The following is a 26,729-nucleotide window of genomic DNA, read 5'->3' on the forward strand; positions in this document are numbered from 1 at the left end:
AACGCAATCGCGTTTCCGCGCTTTTCCCGGCTTGATCTTCCATGCGAAGTATGGAACGTGACGCATATGGCGCAAAGGTCTTATAACCCTCAAAAAACGCCACTCAATCCGCATTGGCGACAACGTATCCCGGCGCCTGGTGACGCCCGCGCGTCAAGCAACCACGGCAGGGTCGGGGCGGGGCGGCAAGCGACATTCCCCAAGCCCCGTCAGAATGAAAAAAGCCCGCCGAAGCGGGCAACCTCTCGATGAAGAGGGAGAGAGCAGAATCCGCGATCAACGCGCGCTCAGCCTTTCGTCGCCCCAAAGGTCAGCCCCGCGACGAAGTGCTTCTGCATCGCGAAGAACATCGCGACCGACGGCAGCGCGGCGAGAATCGACCCGGCCGACACGAGATTCCACGACGTCGTCCATTGCCCCTTCAGCGCTGCAACACCCGCGGTAATCGGCGCAGCCTCATCGCCTTGCGTGAGGCATAGCGCCCAGAAGTAATCGTTCCACACGAACGTGAACACGAGAATCGCGAGCGCGGCCAACGCGGGCCGGATCAACGGCAACACGATCCGCCAGAACACCGTCCACTCACCGGCCCCCTCAATCCGCGCTGCCTCGATCAACTCAAACGGCAGCTGCTTGATGAAGTTGCGCAGAAACAGCGTGCAGAACCCCGTCTGAAACGCGACGTGAAAAAGAATCAACGCCTCGACCGTATTGAACACCCCCAGCCTGAGCGACAGGTCGCGTACGGGAATCATCAACACCTGCACCGGCACGAAGTTCCCCGCGACGAAGGTCCCGAACAGCGCGGTATTCCCGCGAAACCGGTAAGTCGCCAGCGCGAACCCGGCCATCGCCGCGAGCGCGATCGACCCGAGCACCGACGGCACCGTGATCTGCACGCTGTTCCAGAAGTAATGCAGCATCGGCGACGTGGTCAGCGCGTCGCGATAGTTCTCGATCATCGAGAAGTGCCGCGGCCAGCCCCAGTAGTGGCCTTCGACCAGCTCCTCGGTCGAGCGCACCGACGTGACGAACACGGCGATCATCGGCAGCAGCCAGATCACGAGCGCGACGGGCAGCGACAGCTTGTATAGCCGGCGCGATACCGGCTTCCAGTGGGCAACGGGTGTCGGAAACATGATCGATGAATCCCCGGTAGGTCACTGCTCGTTGCGCAGCATGCGGCGCAACTGGAACACGATGTAGACGAGCATGATCGCGAACAGCACGACCGCGATCGACGCGGAATAGCCGAGCCGGTAGTACTTGATCGCCTGGTCGTACATGTAATACGCGAGCACGGTCGAGCTCTCGAACGGGCCGCCGCCCGTCATCACCGAGATCAGGTCGAAGCTGCGCAGCGCGCCGATCACCGTGACGACGATCGCCATGAACGTGGTCGGTCGCAGTTGCGGCAGCACGACGTGCCACAGCAGCGCGAAGCCGCGCGCGCCTTCCATCCGCGCCGCTTCGATCTGCTCGGGGTTCACCGACGTGAGGCCGGTCAGGTACAGGATCATGCAGTACGCGGTTTGCGGCCACAGCGCGGCGAACACGATGCCGAACGTCGCGTAGCGCGCATCGCCGAGCACCGGGATTCCGTGTCCGGCGATCAGCGCGAGCAGCCCGAAGGTGGGATCGTAGAACCACGAGAAGATCAGGCCGACGACCACGCCGGACAGCACGAACGGCGCGAAGAACAGCGACTTCACGAGCCGGATGCCGGTGACGGCCTGGTTCAGGTACAGCGCGAGCGCGAGGCCGAGCGGCGGCGCGAGCATGAACAGCGCGAGCCAGATCACGTTGTTGCGCAGCGCGGTATAGAAGGTCGGCGCGTGCAGCAGCTCGGCGTAGTTCGCGAGACCGACGAACGTGCGCTCGGTCATCCCGTCCCAGTTGCAGAGGCTTAGCCAGAGCGTCGACAGGATCGGCCAGATCACATAGACGGCAACCATCGCGCACGCCGGCGCGAGAAAGAGCCATGCGGCGCGCCGCTGCCGCCGCACGGCCGGCGACGGGCGGCGCGCGGGCAGTGCGGTGGCGGCGGATGCGCCGCGCGGCGGCGGCGCGGCGCCAGCGCCGGCGGGCGGGGTGGACGTGATCGGACTGGACACGGCAAGCCTCCTGGGCGGACGCGGCGGCCCGAGGCCGCCGCAGAGGTCACGCGGTTACTTCTTGTAGATCCGCTTGCGGGTCTGCTCGAGCTGCGCGAGCACGGCATCGAGCTGCGCGGGATTCGCGACGAACTGCTGCATGCCCTTCATCCCTTCGTCGGCCATTTCCTTCGTCATGTCGCGATCGTAGAACTGCGCGACGCCGCCCTTCGTGTCGGCGAGGATCCGGAAGCCGATCCGCGAGACCGGATCGGCCGGCTCCGGCGACTTGCTGTTGGCCGACAGCGAGCCGAGCCCTTCCGCGAGCTTCGCGCCTATCTCGGGCGTTTCGACGAACGCGAGGAACGTGTGCGCGTCGGCCTTGTTCTTCGCCTTGGTCGGGATGTGCAGCGATTCCACCGGGCCGTCCTCGGCGATCGGCACCTTCGGGTCGATGATCGGGAAGCGGTAATAGCCCATTTCCTGTTTCACGTTCGGCGGAAAGCCCGCCGCGATGAAGGTGCCCATCAGCATCATCGCGGCCTTGCCCTGGAACAGGAACGGCTGCGCGCCGTCGAGATCGTAGGACAGCGCGTTGTCGATGAAGTAGCCCGCGTCGATCAGCGATTTCCACGTCGTGTAGACCTTCTTCACGCGCGGGTCGGTGTACGGCACGTCGCCGGCCATCAGCTGCTGGTGGAATGCGTTGCCGTTCAGGCGCAGGTCGAGATAGTCGAACCAGCCGGCGAGCGTCCACGCGTCGCGGCCGCCGACCGCGATCGGCGTGATGCCGGCCGCCTTCAGCTTCTTGCACGCATCGAGAAACTGGTCCCACGTCTTCGGCTCGTCGGCGATGCCGACCTTGCCGAACAGGTCCTTGCGGTAGAACAGCCCCCACGAGTAATAGACGGTCGGCGCCGCGTACTGCTTGCCGTTGTATGACGACGCGTCGCGCGTCGACGCGTACATCGCGCCCCAGCCGTTCTTCGCCCAGTCGCCGCTCAGGTCCTCGAACAGCCCGCGCTTCGCGTAGTACGCCATCCGCTCGCCCGCGTGCCAGTTCACGACGTCGGGCGCGACGGTCGTGAGCCACGCGGGCAACTGCACCTTGTACGCTTCCTCGTCGACGAAGGTGGGCTTCACGTCGATGTCGGGATGGGCCTTGTGGAACGCCTCGAGCGTCGACTGCCAGACCGCGCGCTGGCTGGCGCCCTTGAACGCGATGTTGATCGTCAGCGTGCCCGCGTCGGCAGGCGCCGCGGCGCCGAACGAAGCGAACGCGATGGCGGCGGCGGTCGCAAGCCGGGCGGCGACGCGAAGGGGGCGATGGGTCATGTGTGTCTCCATTCCTGTATGTCGTTGTGCGTGACCGGTGCATCGCGGCACCGGGGGCGGTTGCTACGAACGGCTTCGATACACGGCGACGCCTTGCGGCTCGACCGGTGCGGCGCCGACCACGAACGCGGACGGCGGCACCCCCTCGATCGTGTGCGGCGTGTCGCGGTAGTTGAATACGTAGGTGAGGCCGCCGCGTCGGCTTACGCGCACGCCGTCGCCGAGCGGCGACGGTGTCAGGCCCGCCTCGGCCGCGACGTCGGCGAACAGGCGCGCGGTGGTCGCGTCGTCGAACAGCGCGGCCCAGTAGTGCAGCGCGCCGTGCGACACGCACGCCGGATGGCCGTCGGCGAAGCGCGCACGCACGACGCTGCGCGCGTCGTCGTGCAGTTCGACGAGGTCGCGCCAGTGACGCGCGTCGCCGGTGAGCGGCGAGCCGTCGCGCAACGTGCCGTCGATCCGCTCGGCTACGTTCGGCCGCAGCGATTCGACGCGCCATACGCGCATCGGCAGGATCGACGCGAGCGGGCCGGGCGGCAGCGCGGGCGGAATCTGCAGGTCGGCGGTCTTCGAACCGGTGCGCGGGCCGAACACCGCATGCGCGCCCGATGCGGCGAGCCGCGCCGCGAAGTCGTCCGGCACGACCGGCAGCGGCGGCACGACGACGAGCCGGTAGCCGTCGAGCGGTGCGTGCGCGGAAATGATGTCGACGTCGAGGCCGAGCGAACGCAGCGCCGAGTAGTACTCGAACGCGATGCGCGGGTAGTGGAAATCGGCGCCTTGCGGCTGCACTTCGAACAGCCACTTCGCTTCATAGTCGAACACCAGCGCGACGGGTGCGCACACCGCGCCGTTCGCGTCGGGATCGGCGTCGAGCACGGCCGCGATCTCGCGCGCGACGCGCTGCGCTTCGCGGCCGCCTTCGTCGAGCTTGTCGTCCGGCGTGTGCAGGCCCGCATGCATCTGCTCCTGCGCGAACGGCGCTTGCCGCCAGCGGAAGTACGACACGCAGCCGGCGCCGTGCGCGAACGCTTCCCAGCTCCACAGGCGCACCATGCCCGGCAGCGGCGCGGGGTTCCATTGCGCCCAGTTCACGGGCCCCGGCTGCTGCTCCATCACCCAGAACGGCAGCTTCGACATCCCGCGATAGAGATCGTGATTGAACGACGCGAAATCCGGATGGCCGGTGCGCAGCCAGCGTGCCTTCACGTCGGGCGCGAACCACTGCTCCTCGAGCGCGCCGAGCGGATAGCTGTCCCACGTCGCGACGTCGAGGTCGCGCGCCACTTCGTAGTGGTCAAACTCGGTGAAGAGCTGCATGAAGTTGTGCGCGACGGGGCGGCCCGGCGAATGCGCGCGGATCACGTCGACCTGCATCCGGTGATAGCGCGCGACCTCGTCGGACGCGAAGCGCCGGTAGTCGAGGCGGTGCGACGGATGCGCTTCGGTCACGGTGCCGACCGGCGCGTCGATCTCGTCGAAATGCCGGTACTCCATGCTCCAGAACACGGTGCCCCATGCGCGGTTCAGCGCGTCGATCGTGCCGTAGCGCGCCTTCAGCCATTCGCGAAAGCGCACGAGCGCGGCGGGCGAGTAGCTGACGACCGTCTGGTGGCAGCCGAGCTCGTTGTCGGTCTGCCAGTAGCGCACGGCCGGGTGTCGGCCGTAGCGTTCGGCGACCGCCGTGCAGATGCGGCGCGACGCCTCCAGATAGGTCGGCGACGAGAAGTCGTAGTGGCGGCGCGAACCGAACTTGCGCGGCCGGCCGTCCGCACCGATCGCGAGGATGTCGGGGTGACGGTCGACCAGCCATTTCGGCGGCGTCGCGGTCGGCGTGCACATCACGATCTCGAGGCCGGCCGTGCCGAGCACGTCGACCGCGCGGTCGAGCCAGCCCCAGTCGTATTCGCCCGGCGACGGCTCGATGCGGCTCCACGCGAATTCGGCGATCCGCACCTGCGCGATGCCGAGCGCCTTCATCCGGCGGGCGTCGTCGGCCCACATCGATTCCGGCCAGTGTTCCGGGTAATAGCAGACTCCGAGGCGCATGCCGATCCTTATGCGTAGTGGTGGACGGGAACGTCGGCGCACGCGGGCACCGCGCGGCCGTCTTCGGTGAAGAGATGACAGGCCGCGGCCGGCGCATGCGCGTGCACGCGCTCGCCGCTGCGCACCGGCGCGTCGCCGGGCACCTTCGCGATCAGCGGCGTGCCGCCGGGCTGGTCGAGGTGCACGTAGGTCTGCTCGCCGAGGCGTTCGACGAGCGCGATGTCGCGCGCGAGCGTGGTCGCGTCGTGCGCGGTGCCGAGCGTCAGGTGCTCGGGGCGGATGCCGAGCGTGACGGTCGCGCCTGGCGCGAGCGCGGAGCCGTCGCGCGGCAGCGTGAAGGTTTCGCCGGACGGCACGAGGGTGACGGTGGTGCGCCGCGCGTCGCAGGCGGCGACGACGGCCGGCAGGAAGTTCATCCGCGGCGAGCCGATGAAGCCGGCGACGAAGCGGCTGGCGGGATGGTGATAGAGGTCGAGCGGCGCGCCGACCTGCGCGATGCTGCCGTGCCGTGCGGTGTCCGCGCCGGTGTGCAGCAGCACGATCTTGTCGGCGAGCGTCATCGCTTCGGTCTGGTCGTGCGTCACGTAGACGACGCTCGCGCGTTCGAACTGCCGGTGCAGCTTCGCGATCTCGATGCGGGTCTGGCCGCGCAGCGCGGCGTCGAGGTTCGACAGCGGTTCGTCAAACAGGAACACGCCGGGCTCGCGCACGATCGCACGGCCGATCGCGACGCGCTGGCGCTGGCCGCCGGACAGCGCCTTCGGCTTGCGCTCGAGCAGCGTGTCGAGCTGCAGGATCCGCGCGGCGTCGCACACCTTCCGGTCGATCTCGGCCTTCGGCACGCGCGCGAGCTTCAGCCCGAACGCCATGTTCTCGTAGACCGTCATGTGCGGAAACAGCGCATAGCTCTGGAACACCATCGCGACGCCGCGCTCCGCCGCGGGCACGTCGTCGACGCGGCGACCGTCGATCGACAGCTCGCCGTCGCTCAGATCCTCGAGCCCGGCGATCATCCGCAGCAGGGTCGACTTGCCGCAGCCGGACGGACCGAGGAACACGCAGAACTCGTGCGCGCCGATCTCCAGATCGACGTCGCGAATGACCGGCGCATGCTCGCCATAGGCTTTCTGCACGCGCCGCATCGAGATGCTCGCCATTGTCTCCACTCCATGTTCTAATGCGCTTTCATTGATGCTTAAGCGCTTAATCATCGCGATCAAAAAAAGAGCCCGTAGCGATCGCGGCCGAGTCGCGCCCGTTGGGCGGCAGGGTGTGCGGCGATAGTGCGCCGCTTCGGTGAGCGAAGCAAATACTGGATCGGCGTCTCATATAGTGAGCAAACGATGGCGACACTCGATGAAGTGGCCCGCCGCGCCGGCGTGACGGCCGCGACGGTCTCGAACGTGCTGCGCAACCGCGGCCGGGTCGGCGAGGCTACCCGTGCGCGGGTGCTCGAAGCCGTGCAGGCGCTCGGGTATCGACCGAATCTCGCGGCGCGGGCACTCGCGGAAGGGCGCGCGCCGACGGTCGCGCTGATGGTGTCGAGCATCGCGAACCCGTTCTATCCGGAGTTCGCGCTCGCGGTCGAGCGTGCGGTGCGCCGCAACGGGCAGTTCCTGATCATCTGCAATACGAACGAAGATCCGTTGCAGGGGCGTGCGTATCTCGACCAGATCGCCGGCACGATTTCCGAAGGCATTCTCGTGACCAACGCGAACCTGCACCTGCCGGATCTGGTCGACGTCGCACGGCGCGGCGTGCCGGTCGTGCTGTGTCTGTGGGAGCGGCCCGATGCGCCGCCCGAAGGGTTGCCGTGCGTGGCGGTGGATTTCCGCGAGGCGGGGCGGATCGCGACGCGGCATCTGCTCGAACTCGGGCACCGGACGATCGGCGTGATCGTCGGCGGCTCGGCGAGCGGCGTGCAGGCGGCGCGCTACGACGGCTTCGTCGACGTGATGCGCGACGCGGGGCTCGACGCGTCGATCGTCGCGGCGGAACCCGACTCGATCGAAGGCGGCGTGCGCGCGGCGGGGCGGTTGCTCGACGCGCATCCCGGGCTGACCGCGCTGGTCGCGACCAACGACCTGCCGGCGATCGGCGCGCTGCATGCGGCGGCCGATCGCGGCCGGCGCGTGCCCGACGACCTGTCGATCGTCGGCATCACCGACATCCATCTGGCCAGCGACACGCGTCCCACGTTGACGACCGTCGCGATCCCGACTGCCGAGGCCGCGGGGCTCGCGGTCGAACTGCTCAATGCGTTGCGCGAGGCGGGCGGGCAGGTCGACGATGCGTCGCGCGTGCGGACGGCGTCGGTGCCGAGGTTGGTGGTGCGGGGGACGACGGGTAAGGCGCCGAGGGCTTAGCGCGCGTGGGTGGCCGTGTGGCGCTACACCGGGCGTGACGCGGTTTGCCGGCGCGGGGGCACGACCCGCCAAGCGACGAACGGCACCGACCACCTGACGGAACAGGAGTCCGACGCGGATCGGCTGGCCGCCTCGGTCGCGTTCGACGGGCCGCATCACGATACGCGTCGCCGAATCGAGATGCGTGGCAACCGGCGAGGCCGGATTGGCCGCGGCCTCACTCGCCTTCGACGAGCCGCATCACGATGCGTCGGGCGGATTGGAGATGCGCGACCGTCATCGCACGTGCGCCGCGAGCATTGCGTTCGCGGCAGGCTTGCAGGATGGCTTCGTGCTCGACCTGGAACGATGGCGTATCCGCGAGCAGCGTCGCCTGCAGCCGCTCGTACCGCTCGACCTGGCTGCGCAATTCCGCGATCGCCTTCGGCAGTCGCTCATTGCCGCAACACGAATACAGCAGCGCATGGAACTCCCGGTTCAGCTCGCCTTGCCGGCGCGGCACGCTCGATTCGCCGAGCAGCCGGTGCACGAGTTCGGCGCGCGCGAGCGTTTCGTCGTCGATCCGCTTCACGCTGCGGTAGATCGCGTCGCCTTCGAGCAGCGCGCGCATGTCGTAGATTTCCTGCACGTCGGCCGCGCTCAGCATCCGCACGACCGCGCCGCGATTGCGGAAGATGTCCAGCAGCCCTTCACGCTCCAGACGCTGGATCGCCTCGCGCATCGGAATCCGGCTGATCCCGAAGTGTTCGGCGAGGTCGCGCTCGACGAGCCGCTCGCCTGCCTGCAACTCGCCGTTGATGATCATTTCCCGCAGCGATGCGGCCACCGTGTCCGCCGTGGAATCGAGTCTGCCTTCCATGCCCTAGAGTCCTCATTTTGGAATAATGGTATACCAAACGGCATTCCGGTGCCACAATGGCGGCCTCACATCCGATAGCAGAGGAGAGCGAGATGGCGCATGGCGAACACAAGTATCGCGTGGCAGTGGAGTGGACCGGCAACCGCGGAACCGGCACGTCGGGCTATCGCGAATATGGCCGCGATCATGTGATCCGCGCGGGTTCGAAGCCGGACATTCCGGGTTCGTCGGATGCCGCGTTTCGCGGCGACGCCGCGCGCTGGAATCCGGAAGATTTGTTGCTGGCGTCGGCATCGGCGTGCCACAAGCTCTGGTATCTGCATCTGTGTTCGGATGCGGGCATCCGCGTGCTTGCGTATGTCGACGATGCGGAAGGGACCATGCTCGACAGCGCCGAAGCGGGCCGCTTCGCGGAAATCGTGCTGCATCCGCACGTGACGATCCGTGCGGGCGACGATCGTGCGCTCGCCGAGCGGCTGCATCACGACGCGCATGCGAAGTGTTATGTGGCGAATTCGGTGAATTTCCCGATCCGGTGCGAGCCGGTGATCGAGGTCGCGGCCGCGTGACGCGCGCCAGGGAGAAGACGTGCAAATAATCAATTGTTATTAGGCAGGGCCCGAGTCAAATTATTGGTTGTATGGGGTGACGCTAGGTCGTCTAGTGCTACCCACTGGTGTTACTTCTGGCTGTCGATAGCGGCCTTTTTTGTTGGAAAAGCCGGAGCTGAAAATTAAATAAAGATCGATTATCTAGAAAATCGGCGGTGTGTGAAACTGATAACAATAGTCAGGTGGCGTTGAGAGTGAGAGGTATTCTGTAGATAAATGGCCGCCGTCGACCGGATCGAGCGTGTGCTGGCCTTGTTCATGGTTGTGGCGTGGCGCGTCACCTATCTGATGTGCAAAGGCGGAACCTGCCCGGATCTGGATGCCACCTTGTTCTTCGATCCAGATGAAATTCGTGGTGCTCATCTGCGCGCAAAAAAGAAAATGCCGACCAAGGCGCCCACGGTGAACGAGGTCGTACGGCTGATTGCTCAAATCGGCGGCTTCCTCGGTCGCAAGAGCGACGGCGAGCCCGGCGCCAAAACCATCTGGCGCAGTCTCGACAAAGTGCTTACCGCTGCTGACACGTTACGTGCGCTACGCGAAGGACTCGACTGACTTATGCATAACGCTCTGGGTTTGGGTATTCGGCTTGCAAGAACAGCAGCCCGCGAGTGAAACTCAAATCTAACCTAGATTCTTTGTTCGATTTTTGGAGAGCACATGTCAGAGTTACTGTCCTACTACGAAATAAACAAGATGCTTTGGCGATGGCGAAAACAGGACGGCGCGCGCATCGTGGATGAAGCCAAGCTCTCGATGGACGCAGCCCCGCCATTGCCCCCAGAGCCGCCCAAACCACCGGCACCCAAACCGGCTTCGGCACCCAAGCGGGATTCGCTGGACAAGATGGCCGACGACTTCGAAAGGATTGGTAACGCTTTTTCACGATTCAAGAGATGGCTGGATACCCCCGATCCGCCAAAGCCCAAACCTCCGCTCAAAGTCGAACCGACCATTCCCCCCTTCGACATTCAAGAGATTCCGGACGCTATGCGCCGGGAAATGATGCCGGTCGGCGCAAAGCTGATGGAGCGATGGTTTGCTGGCAGGCTTAATTATTCAACCAGTTCGGATGATCAAAAACATGCGATTGACCAGAACGGGAAGCCGTATGCGGATGACATGTACGACTACTCAATCGTCAAGTTAGACTGGGTTTTGAAGCACCGGAGAGCGAAAGAAAAGTATGACCAGCTAATTGAGGTCGGCATTTATTCGCCCGATGCACTCAAAATATTAAGGGAGAGCTTGTCCGCATACTACGATCACTACGGCTTCTTTAGAACGGCGGAAGTTTTTAAAGATGACGTGAGGATGATGCACGAAATGTTTCAGTTTCAACGGGCAACGGTTGACGGAGGCTTGGCGGATAAAATAAAGTCGTTCATGTACTTCACCGAAGAAAACAAGGGGGTGCCGGATGATTTATTTGCCTCTCTTGGAAGTTTCAACATCTGCGCGGCAGTTGCGCAAGCCAACTTCTACATTGACGAACGCAGCCGGAGTAGATGCGTTGACATAATTGGCATTTTTGTTTATGTAAAAGATGGATACACCTTTGAGGCTGATGCGGGTAAGTCATCGCAATACTTGGGTCATTGGGGCGAAAACGGAATCATTGTAGTTCCATACTCGTTTGTCAGTTCGCGAGATTCTCGAATCCCGCAACTTAATTATCCAGTGGCCGTCGGAGACGTAAGGAAAAAAAGAAACCTTTATTATCCGGTGCGCAATAGTGACTTCCGGGAGTGGCAAAAAAAGCATAAGCGGGGCGGGGACTTCATTATTTTTTCAGATAAGAAATTTGTTCGTCTCGATAAGTCAATCCGGGTGTTCCTATGAGTCGGCGCAAAGTAATACTACTTGTCGCCCTGGGTGCATGGGCTTGTTACATGTGGGGGTTTGACCGAAGCCCTATGGGGGAGGACTGCCAAAAGTCAATCTCCCCTGACAAAAAATACTATGCCACGATGTGCTTTATCACTCATGAGACATTTAGTGAGCAGCCGTTTAACATCATAGACTATGTATTTGTCGCCAGACTTTACGACAACAAAGACAATAAACTTTTGGCAATAACAACTTTTGACTCACCGGTTCCAGACTTTATCTGGGGGAAGGATTACCTACTGCTTCAAAGGGGAGACGGCGATGGATCGGAATTTACTTTGCCACCATCCCTAATGGATAGGATTTTGGCGAACCGCCCACGGTTAGTCCCACTCAGACAAACTTGGTCCAAATACGAGCGGATAGACTAATCCGGGTGTTCCTATGGACGGGATTCGACCGCCTGTATCAGACGGCCATAGCGCGGCTGGGTGTGTGTCGTGAGTCTTCCGAGCACGATGGACCTTGGGCGGTGTTCAGTACGCAGGAGGGCGCGTGGATAAGAGGATTTGAAGCGCCGCCCGTGCGCAGTCGCGGGCTGCATTGATTCAGGCATGGGGGGCCGCCGGTTCAGAACGTCGTCAGGACAGCTCTGATGGCTCTGTCAGTGTAGGTCGTAGGGCAGGCTAAAAGGCGGAACTGGAGCTTCTACACTGGGCGCGACGCTTCAGGCGTGCGGCAGGTAGCTAAGAGGTTGTTGTGTCAACGATGAGAACAGGGGCCGCGCGGCTCCTTTTCTTTTTCTGGAATCAGGACAGCCATCCGTACGCGCAGGCATGAAATGCATAAGTAATTGAAAATAAAGGAAAAATTCACGGATTCACCATACCGATAAGGAGCCCTTCAACGGGCAGGCGGCCCACATGAACCCGAGGCCGCCGCCTCACAACCCGATCCCGTACACGTCCCGCGCGGCCGCGCGGATCGCCTCCGCCATCACCGCGACGGCCGGCGAATGCAGCCGGTCGGTGCGCGTGATGATCCCGAAATCGTCCATCCGGCAATCCATCTGCAGCGGCAGCACCGAGACGATCCCGTGTCGCGCGTAGTACAGCGCGACATCTTCCGCGAGCACCGCGATCATGTCGCTCTGCTCGATCAGCTGCGTGATGAACAGCAGCGCGGCGGTTTCGACCACATTCGCCGGCGGCGCGAGGCTCGCGCGCTGGAACACGAGCTCGAAGCGGTGGCGCAGCACGCTGCCGGCCGGCGGCATGACCCACGCGGCGCGCTGCACGTCGGCGAGCGACAGCGGCGCCTGCGCGAGCAACGGATGGCCGGGCCGCACGACCGCGGCGACCGGCTCGCCGGTCAGCGCCTCGTAGCGCAGGTGCAACTTGTCGTGTTCGGCGGACAGCCGGCCGAGCACGATGTCGAGCTTGTCCTGCGCGAGGTGTTCGAGCAGCGCGTTGCTCGTGTCGATCTCGACGGATACCCGCACGTTCGCATGCGTGCCCTTCACCGCGGCGACGGCCGGCGGCACGAGCCGCAGCCCCGGCGACGTGATCGCACCCACCGCCACGTGCCCGAGATGGCCGGCCTTCAGCGCGGCCAGCTCCTCGCGCGCCTGGTCGAGGCTGCCGAGCGCCGCGCGCGCGTGGCGGATCAGCGCGTCGCCGTACAGCGTCGGCCGCATCCCGCGCGGCAGGCGCTCGAACAGCACCGCGCCGATCGATTCCTCGAGCTCGCGCAGCAGCTTGGATGCGGCCGGCTGCGTCATGTTCAGCGCGGCCGCCGCGCGATGAATGCTGCCTTCGTCGGCGAGCGCGACGACCAGCAGGAGCTGGCGGGTTTTCAGGCGGCTGCGGTTTCCCCACGGGCTGGCTTCGGTCATCGTACGGGTTTATATCGATATCGAAATGGATATCGTAATCGCCTAAAACGTCATTAGCGAGTTATCAAAATTCTCCCTAGACTGCGTCGGTATCCCGTCACCACAGGACTGACGATGTCGGCAACAAAACCCAGGCTGCGCTCCACCCAATGGTTCGGCACGAACGACAAGAACGGCTTCATGTACCGAAGCTGGATGAAGAACCAGGGCATCCCCGATCACGAGTTCGACGGTAGGCCGATCATCGGCATCTGCAACACGTGGTCCGAACTGACGCCATGCAATGCGCACTTCCGCAAGCTCGCCGAGCACGTGAAGCGCGGGATCTCCGAAGCCGGGGGCTTCCCGGTCGAGTTCCCGGTGTTCTCGAACGGCGAATCGAACCTGCGGCCGTCGGCGATGCTCACGCGCAATCTCGCGTCGATGGACGTCGAGGAAGCGATCCGCGGCAATCCGATCGATGCGGTCGTGCTGCTGGCCGGCTGCGACAAGACGACCCCCGCGCTGCTGATGGGCGCGGCGAGCTGCGACGTGCCGGCGATCGTCGTGTCGGGCGGCCCGATGCTGAACGGCAAGCTCGAAGGCAAGAACATCGGTTCCGGCACGGCCGTGTGGCAGCTGCATGAAGCGCTGAAGGCGGGCGAGATCGACCTGCACCACTTCCTGTCGGCCGAAGCCGGCATGTCGCGCTCGGCCGGCACCTGCAACACGATGGGCACGGCTTCGACGATGGCGTGCATGGCCGAGGCGCTCGGCGTTGCGCTGCCGCACAACGCGGCGATTCCGGCCGTCGATTCGCGCCGCTACGTGCTCGCGCACATGTCCGGCATCCGCATCGTCGAGATGGCGCTCGAAGGGCTCGTGCTGTCGAAGGTCCTGACGCGCGCCGCGTTCGAGAACGCGATCCGCGCGAACGCGGCGATCGGCGGCTCGACCAACGCCGTGATCCACCTGAAGGCGATCGCGGGCCGCATCGGCGTGCCGCTCGAACTCGAGGACTGGATGCGCATCGGCCGCGACACGCCGACGATCGTCGACCTGATGCCGTCGGGGCGCTTCCTGATGGAGGAGTTCTATTACGCGGGCGGCCTGCCGGCCGTGCTGCGCCGGCTCGGCGAAGGCGGGCTGCTGCCGCACCCGGATGCGCTGACGGTGAACGGCAAGTCGCTGTGGGACAACGTGCGCGAAGCGCCGAACTACGACGACGAGGTGATCCGCCCGCTCGACCGCCCGCTGATCGCGGACGGCGGGATCTGCATCCTGCGCGGCAATCTCGCGCCGCGCGGCGCGGTACTGAAGCCGTCCGCGGCGAGCCCCGAGCTGCTCAAGCATCGCGGCCGCGCGGTGGTGTTCGAGAACCTCGACCACTACAAGGCGACGATCAACGACGAAGCGCTCGACGTCGATGCCAGCTCCGTGCTGGTGCTGAAGAACTGCGGGCCGCGCGGTTATCCGGGCATGGCCGAGGTCGGCAACATGGGACTGCCGCCGAAGCTGCTGCGCCAGGGGGTGAAGGACATGGTGCGGATCTCCGATGCGCGGATGAGCGGCACCGCGTACGGGACGGTCGTGCTGCACGTCGCGCCGGAAGCGGCCGCGGGCGGGCCGCTCGCCGCGGTGCGCAACGGCGACTGGATCGAGCTCGACTGCGAAGCCGGCACGCTGCATCTGGACATTACGGATGACGAACTGCAGCGCCGTTTGTCGGATGTCGATCCGACCGCGGCGCCGGGCGTGGCCGGGCAGCTCGGCAAGGGCGGCTATGCGCGGCTGTATATCGATCACGTGCTGCAGGCGGACGAGGGGTGCGACCTCGACTTCCTGGTCGGCACGCGCGGCGCGGACGTGCCGAGCCATTCGCATTGAGCGCAAGGCGCGGCGCGGGCAACCGTCCGCGCCACGCGAAGTGGGTGATGTGAAACCGTGAACGCTTGATGGCCTCGCCTCGAGGCCGACGCAGGACCGAACCATGACATCGAGCAGCACGCCGCGCTATCGCGGCATCTTCCCCGTCGTCCCGACGACGTTTTCCGATACCGGCGAGCTCGACCTCGCGAGCCAGAAGCGCGCGGTCGACTTCATGATCGACGCGGGCTCGGACGGGCTGTGCATCCTCGCGAACTTCTCCGAGCAGTTTGCGATCACCGACGACGAACGCGACGTGCTCACGCGCACGATCCTCGAACACGTCGCCGGCCGCGTGCCGGTGATCGTCACGACGTCGCACTACAGCACGCAGGTGTGCGCGGCGCGCAGCCTGCGCGCGCAGCAGCTCGGCGCCGCGATGGTGATGGCGATGCCGCCGTATCACGGCGCGACGTTCCGCGTGCCCGAAGCGCAGATCTTCGACTTCTATGCGCGGGTGTCGGATGCGATCGCCATCCCGATCATGATCCAGGACGCGCCCGCGAGCGGCACCGCGCTGTCCGCGCCGTTCCTGGCGCGGATGGCGCGCGAGATCGAGCAGGTCGCGTACTTCAAGATCGAGACGCCGGGTGCGGCGAACAAGCTGCGCGAGCTGATCCGGCTCGGCGGCGATGCGATCGAAGGGCCGTGGGACGGCGAGGAGGCGATCACGCTGCTCGCCGACCTGCATGCCGGCGCGACCGGCGCGATGACGGGCGGCGGGTTTCTGGACGGCATCCGGCCGATCCTCGAAGCGTTCCGCCAAGGGCGGCACGACGATGCGTTCGCGCGCTATCAGGCGTGGCTGCCGCTGATCAATCACGAGAACCGCCAGTCCGGGATCCTCACCGCGAAGGCGCTGATGCGCGAAGGCGGCGTGATCGCGTGCGAGCGGCCGCGGCATCCGATGCCGGAACTGCATCCGGACACGCGTGCGGAGCTGATCGCGATCGCGCGCCGGCTCGATCCGCTCGTGCTGCGCTGGGCGCACTGAGCGAGTGGCGAAGGAGGAACGCAGATGAGCAAGGTGATTTCGCTGGGCGTGATCGGGATCGGCAAGATCGCGCGCGACCAGCATTTGCCGGCGATCGCCGCCGAACCGGGCTTCGCGCTGACCGCTTGCGCGAGCCGCCACGCGGAAGTCAGCGGCGTGCGCAACTATCAGGATCTGCCCGCGCTGCTGGCCGCCGAGCCCGAGCTCGATGCGGTGTCGCTGTGCGCGCCGCCGCAGGTGCGCTATGCACAGGCACGCGCCGCGCTCGAAGCCGGCAAGCACGTGATGCTCGAGAAGCCGCCGGGCGCGACGCTCGGCGAAGTGGCCGCGCTGGACGCGCTCGCGCGCGAACGCGGCCTCACGCTGTTCGCGACCTGGCATTCGCGCTGTGCGAGCGCGGTGGAGCCGGCGCGCGCGTGGCTCGCGACGCGCACGATCCGCGCGGTGCAGGTGCGCTGGAAGGAGGACGTGCGGCGCTGGCATCCGGGGCAGCAGTGGATCTGGGAGCCCGGTGGCCTCGGCGTGTTCGATCCCGGCATCAACGCGCTGTCGATCGTGACGCGGATCCTGCCGCGCGAACTGGTGCTGCGCGAAGCGACGCTCTATGTGCCGAGCGACGCGCAGATGCCGATCGCAGCCGAACTCGACTGTGCCGACACGGACGGCGTGCCCGTGCGTGCGGAATTCGACTGGCGGCACGGCCCCGTCGAGCAATGGGAGATCGCGGTCGACACGTCGGACGGCGTGCTTGCGATCAGCCGCGGCGGCGCGCAGTTGTCGATCGGCGGCGAGCCCGTCGAGATCGGGCCGCAGCGCGAGTATCCGGCGCTGTATGCGCAGTTCCGCGCGCTGATCGCGCGCGGCGAAAGCGACGTCGACGTGCGGCCGTTGCGGCTCGTCGCCGACGCATTCCTGTTCGGGCGGCGCGTCGGGACCGACGCGTTCGGCCGCTGACACCATGCCGGCGCGCTCCACCGCGAGCGCGTACGACGGAAGTTGAAGACCCAAGCCAATACAAGGAGACACGCATGAACCGCACGATTCGCCGACACACCCTGCGCGCGCTGCTGGCCGCGCTTTGCATCGCGCCGCTCGGGATGACGGGCGCCGCTCACGCCGACGCGCCGCTGAAGATCGGCTTCCTGGTGAAGATGCCCGAGCAGGCATGGTTCATCAACGAGCAGAACGCGGCCGCCACGCTCGGCCAGAAGGAGAATTTCTCGGTCGTGAAGATCGGCACGCCGGACGGCGAGAAGGTGCTGGCCGCGATCGACAACCTCGGCTCGCAAGGCGCGCAGGGCTTCGTGATCTGCGCGCCCGATGTGCGTCTCGGGCCGGCGATCGCCGCGCGCGCGAAGCGCTACAACATGAAGTTCGTGACCGTCGACGACCAGCTCGTCGACTCGACCGGCAAGCCGCTGCCGAACGTGCCGCACCTCGGGATGTCGGCGATCAAGATCGGTAATCAGGTCGGCCAGGCGATCTCCGACGAGATGAAGCGGCGCGGCTGGAAGCCGGAGGAAGTCGGCGCGCTGCGCATCACCAACTACGAGCTGCCGACCGCGAAGCTGCGCACCGACGGTGCGACGCAGGCGCTGCTCGCGAACGGTTTCCGCAAGGAGAACATCTTCGACGCGCCGCAGAAGACGACCGACGACGAAGGCGGCTTCAGCGCGGCAGCGCCCGTGCTCGCGCGCCATCCGAACATCAAGAAATGGGTGGTCTACGCACTGAACGAGGAAACCGTGCTCGGCGCGGTCCGCGCGACCGAGCAGCTGCACATTCCGGCGGCCGACGTGATCGGCGTCGGCATCAACGGCGCGGGCGAGGCGTTCGCCGAATTCCAGAAGAAGGAGCCGACTGGCTTCTACGGGACGATCGCGGTCAGCTCGACGAACCACGGCAAGGACAGCACGCAGAACCTCGTCGACTGGATCCGCAACGGCAAGACGCCGCCGGCCGACACGCAGACGAGCGGCAAGCTGATGACGCGCGCGAACTGGCAGGCCGTGCGCACCGAACTCGGCATCTGAGCGTGCGGGGCGCAGACGCAATGACGATGCAGACGATGACGGTGGTGCCCGGCAACGACGCCGAAACCGCCACGCCGCCTCCGGGCGGCGCGCTGCTCGCGCTCGACGGCATCACGGTGACGTTCCCGGGCGTGCGCGCGCTCGACGGCGTGTCGCTGTCGGTGCGCGCGGGCGAGGTGCACGGGCTGATGGGCGAGAACGGCGCGGGCAAGTCGACGCTGCTGAAGGTGCTGTCCGGCGTGAACCAGCCGCAGGCCGGTACGCTGACGCTGAACGGCACGGTGCAGCGCTTCGCGTCGACGCGCGCCGCGCTCGAAGCCGGCATCGCGATCATCTACCAGGAACTGCATCTGGTGCCCGAGCTGACGGTCGCGGAGAACCTGATGCTCGGCCAGCTGCCGAGCCGGCTCGGCGTGGTCGACGAGCGCGCGCTCGCGGTGCGCGCGCTCGATGCGCTGGAGCGGCTCGGCGAGCACATCGATCCGGACATCCCGGTGAAGTATTTGTCGATCGGCCAGCGCCAGATGATCGAGATCGGCAAGGCGCTGATGCGCGACGCGCGCGTGATCGCATTCGACGAACCGACCAGTTCGCTGTCCGCGCGCGAGACGACGCAGCTGTTCCGGATCATCCGTTCGCTGCGCGCGGAAGGCCGCGCGATCATCTACGTCACGCACCGGATGGAGGAGGTCGACGCGCTGTGCGACCGCGTGACGGTGTTCCGCGACGGCCACCGGATCGAGACGTTCGAATCGGTCGCCGACCTCGACCGCGACCGGCTGATCGGCTGCATGGTCGGCCGCTCGATCGAGGACGTGTACGGCTACCGGCCGCGCGCGGCCGGCGACGTGCTGATCGAGGCGAAGGAACTGACGGGGCCGGGCTTGTCCGAGCCGGTGTCGTTCGTCGCGCGGCGCGGCGAGATCGTCGGCTTCTTCGGCCTTGTCGGCGCGGGCCGCTCGGAGCTGATGAAGCTGCTGTACGGCGCGGCGCGCCCGAGCGGCGGGCACATCGAGCTGGGCGGCAAGCGCGTCGCGTTCGCGAGCCCGCGTCATGCGGTACGCGCCGGCATCGCACTGTGCCCCGAGGACCGCAAGCAGGAAGGCATCGTCGCGATCGCGTCGGTAGCCGACAACCTGAACATCAGCGCGCGCCGTCATTTCAGCCCGGCGCGCATGTTGCTCGATGCGCGGCGCGAACGCGAGCTCGCGCAGAAATACATCGAGCGTCTCGCGATCAAGACCCGCGACGGCGACACGCCGATCGGCGCGCTGTCGGGCGGCAACCAGCAGAAGGTCGTGCTCGCGCGCTGGCTGGCCGAGCGCATCGACGTGTTCCTGATGGACGAGCCGACGCGCGGCATCGACGTCGGCGCGCGTGCGGAAATCTACAACCTGTTCTACGAACTCGCGGAAGCGGGCCGCACCGTGATCATCGTGTCGAGCGATCTGGCCGAGGTGATCGGCGTGTCGGACCGGATCATCGTGATGAAGGAAGGACGGATCGCGGGCGAGGTGGCGAAGGCGCAGGCGACGCCCGACACGCTGATCAAGCTCGCACTGCCGCGCTAGCGGCCAGCAGTCAACCGGAATGCAAACGTTATGAGCCAGGCAATGCAACCCCAACGCACTTCCCCGCCCCCGGATGCCACGGCCGCGCCCGCGCGAGCGCGCGGCGGCGTGTGGCAACTGATCAACCGCTCCGGCATCGTGATGGTGTTTCTCGTGCTGTTCGCGACGCTGTCGCTGACCGTGCCGGACTTCCTCACGCCGCGCAACATCCAGGGCCTGCTGCTGTCGGTCACGCTGATCGGCTCGATCGCGGTGACGATGATGTTCGTGCTCGCGCTCGGCGAAGTCGACCTGTCGGTCGCGTCGATCGTCGCGTTCTCGGGCGTCGTCGCGTCGACGCTGATCACCGCGACGCACAGCGTCGTGCTCGGCATCGCGGCCGGCGTGCTCGCGGGCGGTGCGGTCGGGCTCGTCAACGGCGTGCTGATCGCGCGCTGGCGGATCAACTCGCTGATCGTCACGCTCGCGATGATGGAAGTCGTGCGCGGCCTCGCGTTCATCACGTCGAACGGCGACGCGGTGATGATCTCCGAGGAACGCTTCTTCGATCTCGGCGGCGGGTCGTTCCTCGGCATCTCGTATCCGATCTGGAGCAACATCGTCGGCTTCGTCGTGTTCGGCTTCCTGCTGCGCAAGACGGTGTTCGGCAAGAACGTGCTGGCCGTCGGCGGTAACGGCGAGGCCGCGCTGCTCGCGGGGCTGCCGGTGATGCGCATCAAGATCGCGGTGTTCGTGCTGCAGGGGCTCGTGACCGGCTTCGCCGGCGTGATGCTCGCGTCGCGGATGAGCCTTGGCGATCCGAAGACGTCGGTCGGGCTCGAACTCGGCGTGATCTCCGCGTGCGTGCTCGGCGGCGTGTCGCTGACGGGCGGCGTCGCGACGATCTCCGGCGTGCTGGTCGGCGTGCTGATCATGGGCTCCGTGCAGGACGCGATGAGCCTCCTGAACGTGCCGACCTTTTACCAATATCTGATACGCGGCGGAATTCTGTTGCTCGCGGTGCTGTTCGACCAGTATCGTCGCAACCAGCGGCGCGCGATGAAGATCTGACGAATGCGTGGCCGCCTGCAAATGCGACAGATATCGGGAGACGGCATGCAACAGATTCATCCGGGCGCGGCGGCGCTGCTGGTCGACAGCCGCAACATGCTCGGCGAAGGTGCGACGTGGTGCGACGCGACGCACGCGCTGTACTGGACGGACATCGAAGGCGCGCGACTGTGGCGCTGTCGCGCGGGCGGCTCGGATCTTGCGCAGTGGCCGATGCCCGAGCGGCTCGCGTGCTTCGCGCTGACGAACGACCCGGACGTGCTGCTCGTCGGGCTCGCGACGCATCTCGCGTTTTTTGATCTGCGCAGCGGCGCATTCACGCGGATCGTCGACGTCGAACCCGAATTGCCGACGCGCCTGAACGACGGGCGCTGCGATCCGTTCGGTGCGTTCGTGTTCGGGATGAAGGACGAAGGCGGCGAGCCGCCGCGCGCGGTCGGCGGGTTCTACCGGCTCAATCCGGACCTCACGCTCGAACGGCTTGCGCTGCCTGCGGCCGCGATCGCGAACAGCATTGCATTCTCGCCGGACGGCACGAAGATGTACTTCTGCGATTCGATGGTGCGCGAGATTTTCGTGTGCGATTACCGCGCGGGCGGCGACGTCGCCAACGTGCGGCCGTTCGCGCGGTTGACCGATGCGGACGGCGATCCGGACGGTTCGACGATGGATCGCGACGGCGGACTGTGGAACGCGCAGTGGGGCGGGCGGCGGGTGGTGCGTTACGGGCCGGACGGTGTTGAGACGGACCGCGTGGCGGTGCCGACCGCGCAGCCGAGCTGCGTGACGCTTGATGGCGAAGGCCGGCTGTACGTGACGAGTGCGCGGGTTGGGTTGAGCGACGACGCGCTGGCGAGCGATGCCGATGCCGGCGGTGTGTTCGTCGCGCAGACACGGCATGCGGGGTTGCCGACCGTGCGGTTTGCGGGGAAGCGCACGCGGTGAATGACGGGGCGACGGCGGGTGTTCATCGGCAGGCGCACAAGAGCACGATTTGGTCGGTAGATATGCCTCGAACACGAAATTACCGATCGGCCCCGTCTTTCCGGTTCATGCTTGATCGGATTCCGGGTCGTCCTGCATCCACCATACCGGATGATCGTGCGGCTCTCGCAACCACATCCACCGACCCGCTACGTGCTCGGTGGCCCGCCGCTGTTGGCGTTCCTCTTGAGGCGTTAACGTACGGACCGTGGGGAATTTTCGCCCCTTGTAGACCACCAATGGGTGGGAGCTGGAAATCGTGGTGAATCCCTCCCACAACCCCGTCTCGGGACACAGCATGCCTGTGCGCAGGTTCATTTCGCCGTATTTCTGACGTTTCGCCTGCCGCTCTTCAAGGCGGCGTTGCTTGCGTTCCTCAGGCGTCAAGATTTTGTATACGCGGCGTATCTCGACTATCCACAATTGCTGCGGAAATGATCCATCTATCGGATTGATGTAACCAAGATCGACATCGATCGGAAATTTACTGCCCGGAATATCTTTTGAGCGGTAGCGAAAGGACTGCAAATTGGGAGCATCGGGGGTGCGCGTCCTTATTTCATTCCCATATCGACGATTCCCGCGATGATTAATCCAATAGTCCTCTAGCTGGAGAAGCGACTTGATTTCCGTGTCCGGCAAGCTGGCAACCCTTGAATCAACGACTATTCTTACCCCGGCCGGGACAATTTTCGCCTTATCTCGATTGTCGCTGTAGTCCTCCGGATCGTCGCCAGTGGAAAACTCAATCTCCGTCCCACGCAGCGCACGATTTGCGTACTTATAAAGAAACCCTTTTGCAGGGTGGTGCGTCCACGTCGTGTAGTTTGTCCCAAAGACAATATGTTTCGGATCGTATGGCGCATCATCGCGCAGGATTGCCATTGCTGATTCGAGAATGGTGCGCAGCACGACACGTTGCTCTTCGTCTGTCGTCTGCATTTCAAATCCCTCCCCCAATGGCGTTAAGTGAAGCATTGTATTCTCCTGTGCATGTACCGGGGTTGCGCACGAAAGCACGATCAGGACGGTCCCAATAGGCTTGCACCACCTCCGCACACGCATAAGCATCTTCTTCATGTAACTGGCTCCGGTATCCATCTTCGAAATTCACCATCTTGGCCGCCGTTTCTGGCGACACTCTCAACAGCTTGCACACCTCGGCCTGTGCAATCGGCACGTCGGACTTCACATAGGCTCCGCCCGCCTGATTTTGCATGTGCGAAATCATCCAGTAATAGTGAAAAACCAACATGCGATGCAGCCCCGCCATTACCCGCGCGTCATCTGGAAGTCGCGTCTTTTCGGCCGCATCAAAGACATCCTTTCGCATACTGTCTCCATACACCTGCATTGCCTGCGAGAACATCGCATAGTCGCTCGGATGTTGTTGAAGCAAGGCAATCATCCAGAATGTTTGCTGGCAATGTCGCGCTTCGTGATAAAGCAGATCCGCGAAGGCCTTCAGGGTGCCGTCCAAGGCAGCTGCATTGCTCGACGATGCAACGATCTTCGTTATTTCTCTCTCTTGGATAGCGATTACCCAGGGTATGCCGATAAATGACGCGCTGACATCCGGGCGCATGTTGTATTTGGATTTCCCCTCCTTTTCATTAACGATATTTATCTTGGGGGTTGCGCCATTTGATCCAGTCGGATCGCCTAACAGGCCCTTGGGTAACCCAAATGGCCCTGCGCCAAGGGCGCTGCTCAGTATATTTTCAACCGCGAGCGCGATATTTGCCTTTAGGCTTCTTGATATCTCGCCACTCAACGTATTGAACCTGCCCCACTCGATCCCCTTGAGCGCCTTTTTGATCGTCGCCGTATAAGCCTTCGTCACCGGATACTCAACATCCCGGCGTATCGGCATATCGGGGGGCGTATCGCTCTGTTTAGCCCCGTCGATGAAGTGATGGAAGCGCAACCCGAAGTTGAGCGGGTCGCAGGTCGCGAACGCGGCCGGCTGATTCTCGGACGTCGCCCCCTGTTCCGGGGTGCTGACCTTCTTGCCCTTGATCGTTGTGGTGCGTTTGTCGGCGTTCGGCGCTCGGGCGGTGTAAGGCGTCGTGTTGTCGCGCACGACGGCTGCCCGGTTCACCGCAATCACCTTGTCCGGATCGCTCGCCGCCAGCAGCTCCACCGTGCCGAACGCGATGTCGTGGCTCGTCACCACATCCGTTTCGCCCAGCGCGTTACTCACGCCCTCTATCACGCGTCCGTTGTCGAGCGTGACCCGGTACGGCTGGTTCGGCAGTGCAAACCCGCTGTCGTGCTCCAACAGCACGAAGTGCGCCGCATACTGCCCCGGATTGTCGGGCGTGACCGGCAGGCGTATTGGTCGCACCTGCGCTTCGTCTGTCTGATGACTGCCTGCAAAGATCGTGTGCTCGCCCGCTGTTCGCACCACATACCCCTGATCGCTGATGCGTACCTCGGTACTGCCGGCGTGCAGCACGATTTCCTCTGCCGCATGCAGATGGATACTGTCAGTCATGCTTGTGATCTGGATTGTCTTCTTGGCGGTCACGTCAACACCGTCGTTCCGCGCCTCGATCCGCACTTTCCCCGCGGCGGCAACGAGTGTCATGCCTGCCTTGTGCACAAACAGAGAGAACGCATTCGATACGCTCGCGAACAACGAACGCCCCACGGCAATCCCGACATGCCGGCCGCTCGTCACGGCAACGTCCTCACCGCTCGCAATATGGGCGCTACGCTCGGCCGCCAGGCTGATACCCGCCGGCCCGGCCAGCACGATATCGGCTTCGGCAAGTTCCGGGAAATCGTCCGGGCCGGCAGACGTATTGCCCCGAATCGCATCGTTACGCGCCTTGATCGCACGGGCTACGTCGCTCTGGTCTGCGCCACGTTGTTGTGTGTTGTGCTGTTGCGCCAAATCCGTCAGGCTTTCCTGTAGCTCGCGCGCCTGCGTCAGCCGGCCCATTGCCTCTTTGGCGTCCTTCGCGTGACCCGGGCCGCCCGGTTGACCGTCCGTCGACACGAACAAACCCTTCAACGCCCGGACAACACCCCAGTCGTCGGTGCGAAGATCGAAGCCTTTGCCGCACGCATCGGCACGACCCTTCTTTCGAGTGATGCGCCGAAGGTTGCCGAGACTCAGCATCGACGTGCCTGCGTCGCTGGCAATCTGCGTCTGAATTTGCTCCCGCGTATCGTCGATAGCCACGTGGCCGGATGCAGTGCCGTGGAGTTCCTTGCCGCGCAGCACCGACAGCGCCTGATTGTGCGGCAGGTCCAACGCAGGCTGGCGGAATGCGTTGACGGCACTGCCGATAATCACCGGCAAATCCGGGTCGCCATAGTAGTGTGACACCGCGACTTCATGACCGACGCGCGGGATGAACGTCGCGCCCATGTCCACGCCCTGCCATGGTGACAGCACCCGCAACCAGATACCGGAATGCTCGTCGTGCCGGCCCTGCCGGCCCTGCCGGTCCCATGCGAATTGCACCTTGACCCGGCCGTATTGGTCCGTCCAGATTTCCTGTCCGGCCGGCCCGACCACAATCGCCTTCTCGGGCCCGCTCAGGATCGGCTTGTGGACGCTGCGTTCCAGTCGGAACGGCTCGTTCGTCGGCAACAGTTCGAATTGAGCGTCAACGCGATAGGGCTGCGCGCTGCTGGTGCGTCCTGCGACTTCCTCGATATCGAGCGCGCACGATACGACGAGGTATTCGCGGTTTGCCGCCTGCTGCGGATAGCCGGTCAACGTAAAGGTATGCCCGACCGTGAGCCCGCGCAGATGCCCTCGTCCGTTTGCGCGCCGCCCCGCGCAGCGTCGCGCCTCAAGCTGCACGCGCGCGAAATGTTGCGCCTCCCGCTCAGTATCGTTCGGTTGACCTGTCAGCCCTTGCGCGCCCGCGAGCGGCTGACTGTAATCCCCCCAACCGTAAAGTTCGCCGTCGGCGCTTGCGGTCGGGCGAGGGTCTTCCACAGTAGCGGCGAGATTGGCGCGCGGGCGCGTGTAGTCGTAGTCCGTCACGGTCACGCGGCCCGGCGTAAGGCGGCTGGTCACGGACAGCGTGTGAATGTGTTCCTCGTCGATACGCTGCCCGCCGGGCGGCAGATAGCGCAACGTCTCGTAAGCCGTGCCGTGCCGTGCGGTGGGTGACCGCCCATCGAGTCGCACAGAACCAGACGATGATGGCCGCCGTCGTGCTCGAACCACCACCAGATTCCCCATTCTTCCCAAAGGCGTTGCAGGAACGCCCAATCCGTCTCCGATGCTTGCCGCTGCACGTCGCGTTTCGGATAGACGCCCCGAAATGCACCCAAACGCTTGTCGACGGGGTAGGGATATTTCGAGAGTACCGCGTCGGTGATGTCGACGACGGTCATATCTTGAAACAGGCGACAGTCCTGCGTCAGCGTCGCCCGATAGAGCCATGGCCGCAATTCCAGTTCGTACAGAATCGAATCGCGATCCTGTCCGGCGATCCGGGCGGCTTCAACCAACCCCGTTATCTCGCGCGTACCCGCGCCGATGTTGCCGAGTCCGGCGACACCGGCCAGCCCAGGAATGGGCTGGCCTATGCCTTCGAGCTGGATCGACACGGTCACTTCGGTGCCGACCATCTTGTCCAGATCGAGATCGGCCGTACGACTCGGCGAGAACGCATAGGCGTCGTCGGTTCGCAACGTGACGAGGTAGCGGCATTCATCGAGACGGCCAATGGTTTCGATGCCTTGCAACCGAACTGGAACAAAGACCGGCAGCGCATCCATGCCGTAGGTGGGTAACGCCGCGCCGGAGATGGACAGCGTTCGGGCCTGGGTAAAAATCTCCATTTACTCTGCCCTCGCCGTTCGCTGGCCAATGACGATTGCACCGCAGCCGGTTTTGTCGCCGCGATATCCGACCAGGCGGCCACGGTGCGTGCGCGGGCCGCTTGCCAGCAGCGGAAAAACGCCACCACATTTCGGGCACGTCACGCCATGGCCGTCCAGTGCCACACCAATGCCGAGATGCTTGAGATCACCGGCGACTTCGGTGACGGTGCCGCCATGATCGGTGATGTCTCTCAGGCGAACCATTTCGCGATCTTGTGCGTTCTTCATCGGTGACTCGTGCGAGGAATGAAGACGTTCTTTTATCTCGCTCCGATGTGCAGCGCAATTTTCAAGATGGAAA

The 26,729-nt window shown here is 64.7% G+C and carries 21 protein-coding genes and 1 pseudogene; 11 read left to right on the forward strand and 11 right to left on the reverse strand.

Annotation, left to right across the window (positions count from 1 at the left end; genetic code table 11):
• Positions 1-287: 287 nt before the first annotated feature.
• From DIE15_RS05330 to DIE15_RS05350, 5 genes are all read right to left on the reverse strand, one after another.
• The gene (locus DIE15_RS05330) at positions 288-1,139 is read right to left on the reverse strand and encodes a carbohydrate ABC transporter permease (protein WP_057925490.1); all 852 of its coding nucleotides are present in this window, start codon (positions 1,137-1,139) and stop codon (positions 288-290) included.
• A 21-nt stretch (positions 1,140-1,160) separates the two neighbouring features.
• Complete coding sequence (locus tag DIE15_RS05335) at positions 1,161-2,114, reverse strand: carbohydrate ABC transporter permease (RefSeq protein WP_057925491.1); 954 nt, start codon at positions 2,112-2,114, stop codon at positions 1,161-1,163.
• 54 nt (positions 2,115-2,168) lie between these two features.
• Positions 2,169-3,428 carry an ABC transporter substrate-binding protein gene (locus DIE15_RS05340; RefSeq protein ID WP_124832581.1) on the reverse strand — a complete coding sequence of 420 codons (1,260 nt, stop codon included), beginning with the start codon at positions 3,426-3,428 and terminating at the stop codon, positions 2,169-2,171.
• Positions 3,429-3,491: 63 nt separating this feature from the next.
• Positions 3,492-5,477, reverse strand: coding sequence for a beta-galactosidase (locus DIE15_RS05345; protein ID WP_124832582.1), 1,986 nt, complete (start codon positions 5,475-5,477; stop codon positions 3,492-3,494).
• Between the two features lie 8 nt (positions 5,478-5,485).
• Complete coding sequence (locus tag DIE15_RS05350; protein ID WP_124832583.1) at positions 5,486-6,634, reverse strand: ABC transporter ATP-binding protein; 1,149 nt, start codon at positions 6,632-6,634, stop codon at positions 5,486-5,488.
• Between the two features lie 186 nt (positions 6,635-6,820).
• Here DIE15_RS05350 and DIE15_RS05355 point away from each other — a divergent pair, with 186 nt between their 5' ends.
• The gene (locus DIE15_RS05355) at positions 6,821-7,843 is read left to right on the forward strand and encodes a LacI family DNA-binding transcriptional regulator (protein WP_124832584.1); all 1,023 of its coding nucleotides are present in this window, start codon (positions 6,821-6,823) and stop codon (positions 7,841-7,843) included.
• 217 nt (positions 7,844-8,060) lie between these two features.
• Here the strand turns inward: DIE15_RS05355 and DIE15_RS05360 are convergent, their stop codons facing one another.
• On the reverse strand, positions 8,061-8,702 hold the full coding sequence (locus DIE15_RS05360) for a GntR family transcriptional regulator (RefSeq protein ID WP_124832585.1): 642 nt from the start codon (positions 8,700-8,702) through the stop codon (positions 8,061-8,063).
• A gap of 92 nt (positions 8,703-8,794) precedes the next feature.
• Between DIE15_RS05360 and DIE15_RS05365 the strand changes: the two genes are divergently transcribed.
• From DIE15_RS05365 to DIE15_RS05375, 3 genes and pseudogenes are all read left to right on the forward strand, one after another.
• Positions 8,795-9,271, forward strand: coding sequence for an OsmC family protein (locus tag DIE15_RS05365; protein WP_057925497.1), 477 nt, complete (start codon positions 8,795-8,797; stop codon positions 9,269-9,271).
• Positions 9,272-9,541: 270 nt separating this feature from the next.
• Positions 9,542-9,868, forward strand: a pseudogene (locus tag DIE15_RS05370) (IS4 family transposase); the annotation flags it as partial.
• 105 nt (positions 9,869-9,973) lie between these two features.
• Positions 9,974-11,155, forward strand: coding sequence for a DUF6402 family protein (locus DIE15_RS05375; protein WP_124832586.1), 1,182 nt, complete (start codon positions 9,974-9,976; stop codon positions 11,153-11,155).
• 931 nt (positions 11,156-12,086) lie between these two features.
• Here the strand turns inward: DIE15_RS05375 and DIE15_RS05380 are convergent.
• A complete protein-coding gene (locus DIE15_RS05380; protein ID WP_124832587.1) occupies positions 12,087-13,037 on the reverse strand; it encodes a LysR family transcriptional regulator in 951 nt (316 codons plus the stop codon).
• Positions 13,038-13,151: 114 nt separating this feature from the next.
• Here DIE15_RS05380 and DIE15_RS05385 point away from each other — a divergent pair, with 114 nt between their 5' ends.
• The 7 genes from DIE15_RS05385 to DIE15_RS05415 all read left to right on the forward strand — a co-directional run bounded on the left by DIE15_RS05385 (position 13,152) and on the right by DIE15_RS05415 (position 21,535).
• Positions 13,152-14,903 carry an IlvD/Edd family dehydratase gene (locus DIE15_RS05385; protein WP_057925500.1) on the forward strand — a complete coding sequence of 584 codons (1,752 nt, stop codon included), beginning with the start codon at positions 13,152-13,154 and terminating at the stop codon, positions 14,901-14,903.
• A gap of 103 nt (positions 14,904-15,006) precedes the next feature.
• Positions 15,007-15,936, forward strand: a complete 930-nt coding sequence (locus DIE15_RS05390) for a dihydrodipicolinate synthase family protein (RefSeq protein ID WP_124832588.1) — start codon at positions 15,007-15,009, stop codon at positions 15,934-15,936.
• Positions 15,937-15,960: 24 nt separating this feature from the next.
• Positions 15,961-16,890, forward strand: coding sequence for a Gfo/Idh/MocA family protein (locus DIE15_RS05395; RefSeq protein WP_057925502.1), 930 nt, complete (start codon positions 15,961-15,963; stop codon positions 16,888-16,890).
• Positions 16,891-16,964: 74 nt separating this feature from the next.
• Positions 16,965-17,969: an arabinose ABC transporter substrate-binding protein gene (locus tag DIE15_RS05400; protein ID WP_057925503.1), complete on the forward strand. Its 1,005-nt coding sequence runs from the start codon at positions 16,965-16,967 to the stop codon at positions 17,967-17,969.
• 20 nt (positions 17,970-17,989) lie between these two features.
• Positions 17,990-19,540 carry an L-arabinose ABC transporter ATP-binding protein AraG gene (araG, locus tag DIE15_RS05405; RefSeq protein WP_124832589.1) on the forward strand — a complete coding sequence of 517 codons (1,551 nt, stop codon included), beginning with the start codon at positions 17,990-17,992 and terminating at the stop codon, positions 19,538-19,540.
• A 30-nt stretch (positions 19,541-19,570) separates the two neighbouring features.
• A complete protein-coding gene (gene araH / locus DIE15_RS05410) occupies positions 19,571-20,590 on the forward strand; it encodes an L-arabinose ABC transporter permease AraH (RefSeq protein ID WP_124832590.1) in 1,020 nt (339 codons plus the stop codon).
• Between the two features lie 45 nt (positions 20,591-20,635).
• Positions 20,636-21,535, forward strand: coding sequence for an SMP-30/gluconolactonase/LRE family protein (locus DIE15_RS05415; RefSeq protein ID WP_124832591.1), 900 nt, complete (start codon positions 20,636-20,638; stop codon positions 21,533-21,535).
• 105 nt (positions 21,536-21,640) lie between these two features.
• Here the strand turns inward: DIE15_RS05415 and DIE15_RS05420 are convergent, their stop codons facing one another.
• The 4 genes from DIE15_RS05420 to DIE15_RS05430 are packed head-to-tail and all read right to left on the reverse strand — an operon-like array spanning position 21,641 to position 26,656.
• Positions 21,641-22,516, reverse strand: a complete 876-nt coding sequence (locus tag DIE15_RS05420) for a hypothetical protein (protein WP_124832714.1) — start codon at positions 22,514-22,516, stop codon at positions 21,641-21,643.
• A 1-nt stretch (position 22,517) separates the two neighbouring features.
• On the reverse strand, positions 22,518-25,673 hold the full coding sequence (locus tag DIE15_RS05425) for a type VI secretion system Vgr family protein (RefSeq protein WP_260428186.1): 3,156 nt from the start codon (positions 25,671-25,673) through the stop codon (positions 22,518-22,520).
• On the reverse strand, positions 25,610-26,386 hold the full coding sequence (locus tag DIE15_RS37490; protein ID WP_260428187.1) for a phage late control D family protein: 777 nt from the start codon (positions 26,384-26,386) through the stop codon (positions 25,610-25,612). Before DIE15_RS37490 ends, DIE15_RS05425 begins: the two co-directional genes overlap by 64 nt.
• Positions 26,387-26,656 (reverse strand): PAAR domain-containing protein, encoded by a 270-nt coding sequence (locus DIE15_RS05430; RefSeq protein WP_124832592.1) that lies wholly within the window; start codon positions 26,654-26,656, stop codon positions 26,387-26,389.
• Positions 26,657-26,729 lie beyond the last annotated feature (73 nt).

The organism is Burkholderia sp. Bp9031 (genome assembly GCF_003857965.1).
GTDB classification, from domain to species: Bacteria; Pseudomonadota; Gammaproteobacteria; order Burkholderiales; family Burkholderiaceae; genus Burkholderia; species Burkholderia ambifaria_A.

Excerpts from the sequence above, each read along its gene's own strand:
- DIE15_RS05330 (WP_057925490.1), bottom strand. The coding sequence starts at position 1,139 with ATGTTTCCGACACCCGTTGCCCACTGGAAGCCGGTATCGCGCCGGCTA.
- DIE15_RS05415 (WP_124832591.1), top strand. The coding sequence starts at position 20,636 with ATGCAACAGATTCATCCGGGCGCGGCGGCGCTGCTGGTCGACAGCCGC.
- araH (WP_124832590.1), top strand. The coding sequence starts at position 19,571 with ATGAGCCAGGCAATGCAACCCCAACGCACTTCCCCGCCCCCGGATGCC.
- DIE15_RS05380 (WP_124832587.1), bottom strand. The coding sequence starts at position 13,037 with ATGACCGAAGCCAGCCCGTGGGGAAACCGCAGCCGCCTGAAAACCCGC.
- DIE15_RS05360 (WP_124832585.1), bottom strand. The coding sequence starts at position 8,702 with ATGGAAGGCAGACTCGATTCCACGGCGGACACGGTGGCCGCATCGCTG.
- DIE15_RS05400 (WP_057925503.1), top strand. The coding sequence starts at position 16,965 with ATGAACCGCACGATTCGCCGACACACCCTGCGCGCGCTGCTGGCCGCG.
- DIE15_RS05430 (WP_124832592.1), bottom strand. The coding sequence starts at position 26,656 with ATGAAGAACGCACAAGATCGCGAAATGGTTCGCCTGAGAGACATCACC.
- DIE15_RS05340 (WP_124832581.1), bottom strand. The coding sequence starts at position 3,428 with ATGACCCATCGCCCCCTTCGCGTCGCCGCCCGGCTTGCGACCGCCGCC.
- DIE15_RS37490 (WP_260428187.1), bottom strand. The coding sequence starts at position 26,386 with ATGGAGATTTTTACCCAGGCCCGAACGCTGTCCATCTCCGGCGCGGCG.
- DIE15_RS05355 (WP_124832584.1), top strand. The coding sequence starts at position 6,821 with ATGGCGACACTCGATGAAGTGGCCCGCCGCGCCGGCGTGACGGCCGCG.
- DIE15_RS05385 (WP_057925500.1), top strand. The coding sequence starts at position 13,152 with ATGTCGGCAACAAAACCCAGGCTGCGCTCCACCCAATGGTTCGGCACG.
- DIE15_RS05375 (WP_124832586.1), top strand. The coding sequence starts at position 9,974 with ATGTCAGAGTTACTGTCCTACTACGAAATAAACAAGATGCTTTGGCGA.
- araG (WP_124832589.1), top strand. The coding sequence starts at position 17,990 with ATGACGATGCAGACGATGACGGTGGTGCCCGGCAACGACGCCGAAACC.
- DIE15_RS05390 (WP_124832588.1), top strand. The coding sequence starts at position 15,007 with ATGACATCGAGCAGCACGCCGCGCTATCGCGGCATCTTCCCCGTCGTC.
- DIE15_RS05345 (WP_124832582.1), bottom strand. The coding sequence starts at position 5,477 with ATGCGCCTCGGAGTCTGCTATTACCCGGAACACTGGCCGGAATCGATG.
- DIE15_RS05365 (WP_057925497.1), top strand. The coding sequence starts at position 8,795 with ATGGCGCATGGCGAACACAAGTATCGCGTGGCAGTGGAGTGGACCGGC.
- DIE15_RS05350 (WP_124832583.1), bottom strand. The coding sequence starts at position 6,634 with ATGGCGAGCATCTCGATGCGGCGCGTGCAGAAAGCCTATGGCGAGCAT.
- DIE15_RS05395 (WP_057925502.1), top strand. The coding sequence starts at position 15,961 with ATGAGCAAGGTGATTTCGCTGGGCGTGATCGGGATCGGCAAGATCGCG.
- DIE15_RS05420 (WP_124832714.1), bottom strand. The coding sequence starts at position 22,516 with ATGCAGACGACAGACGAAGAGCAACGTGTCGTGCTGCGCACCATTCTC.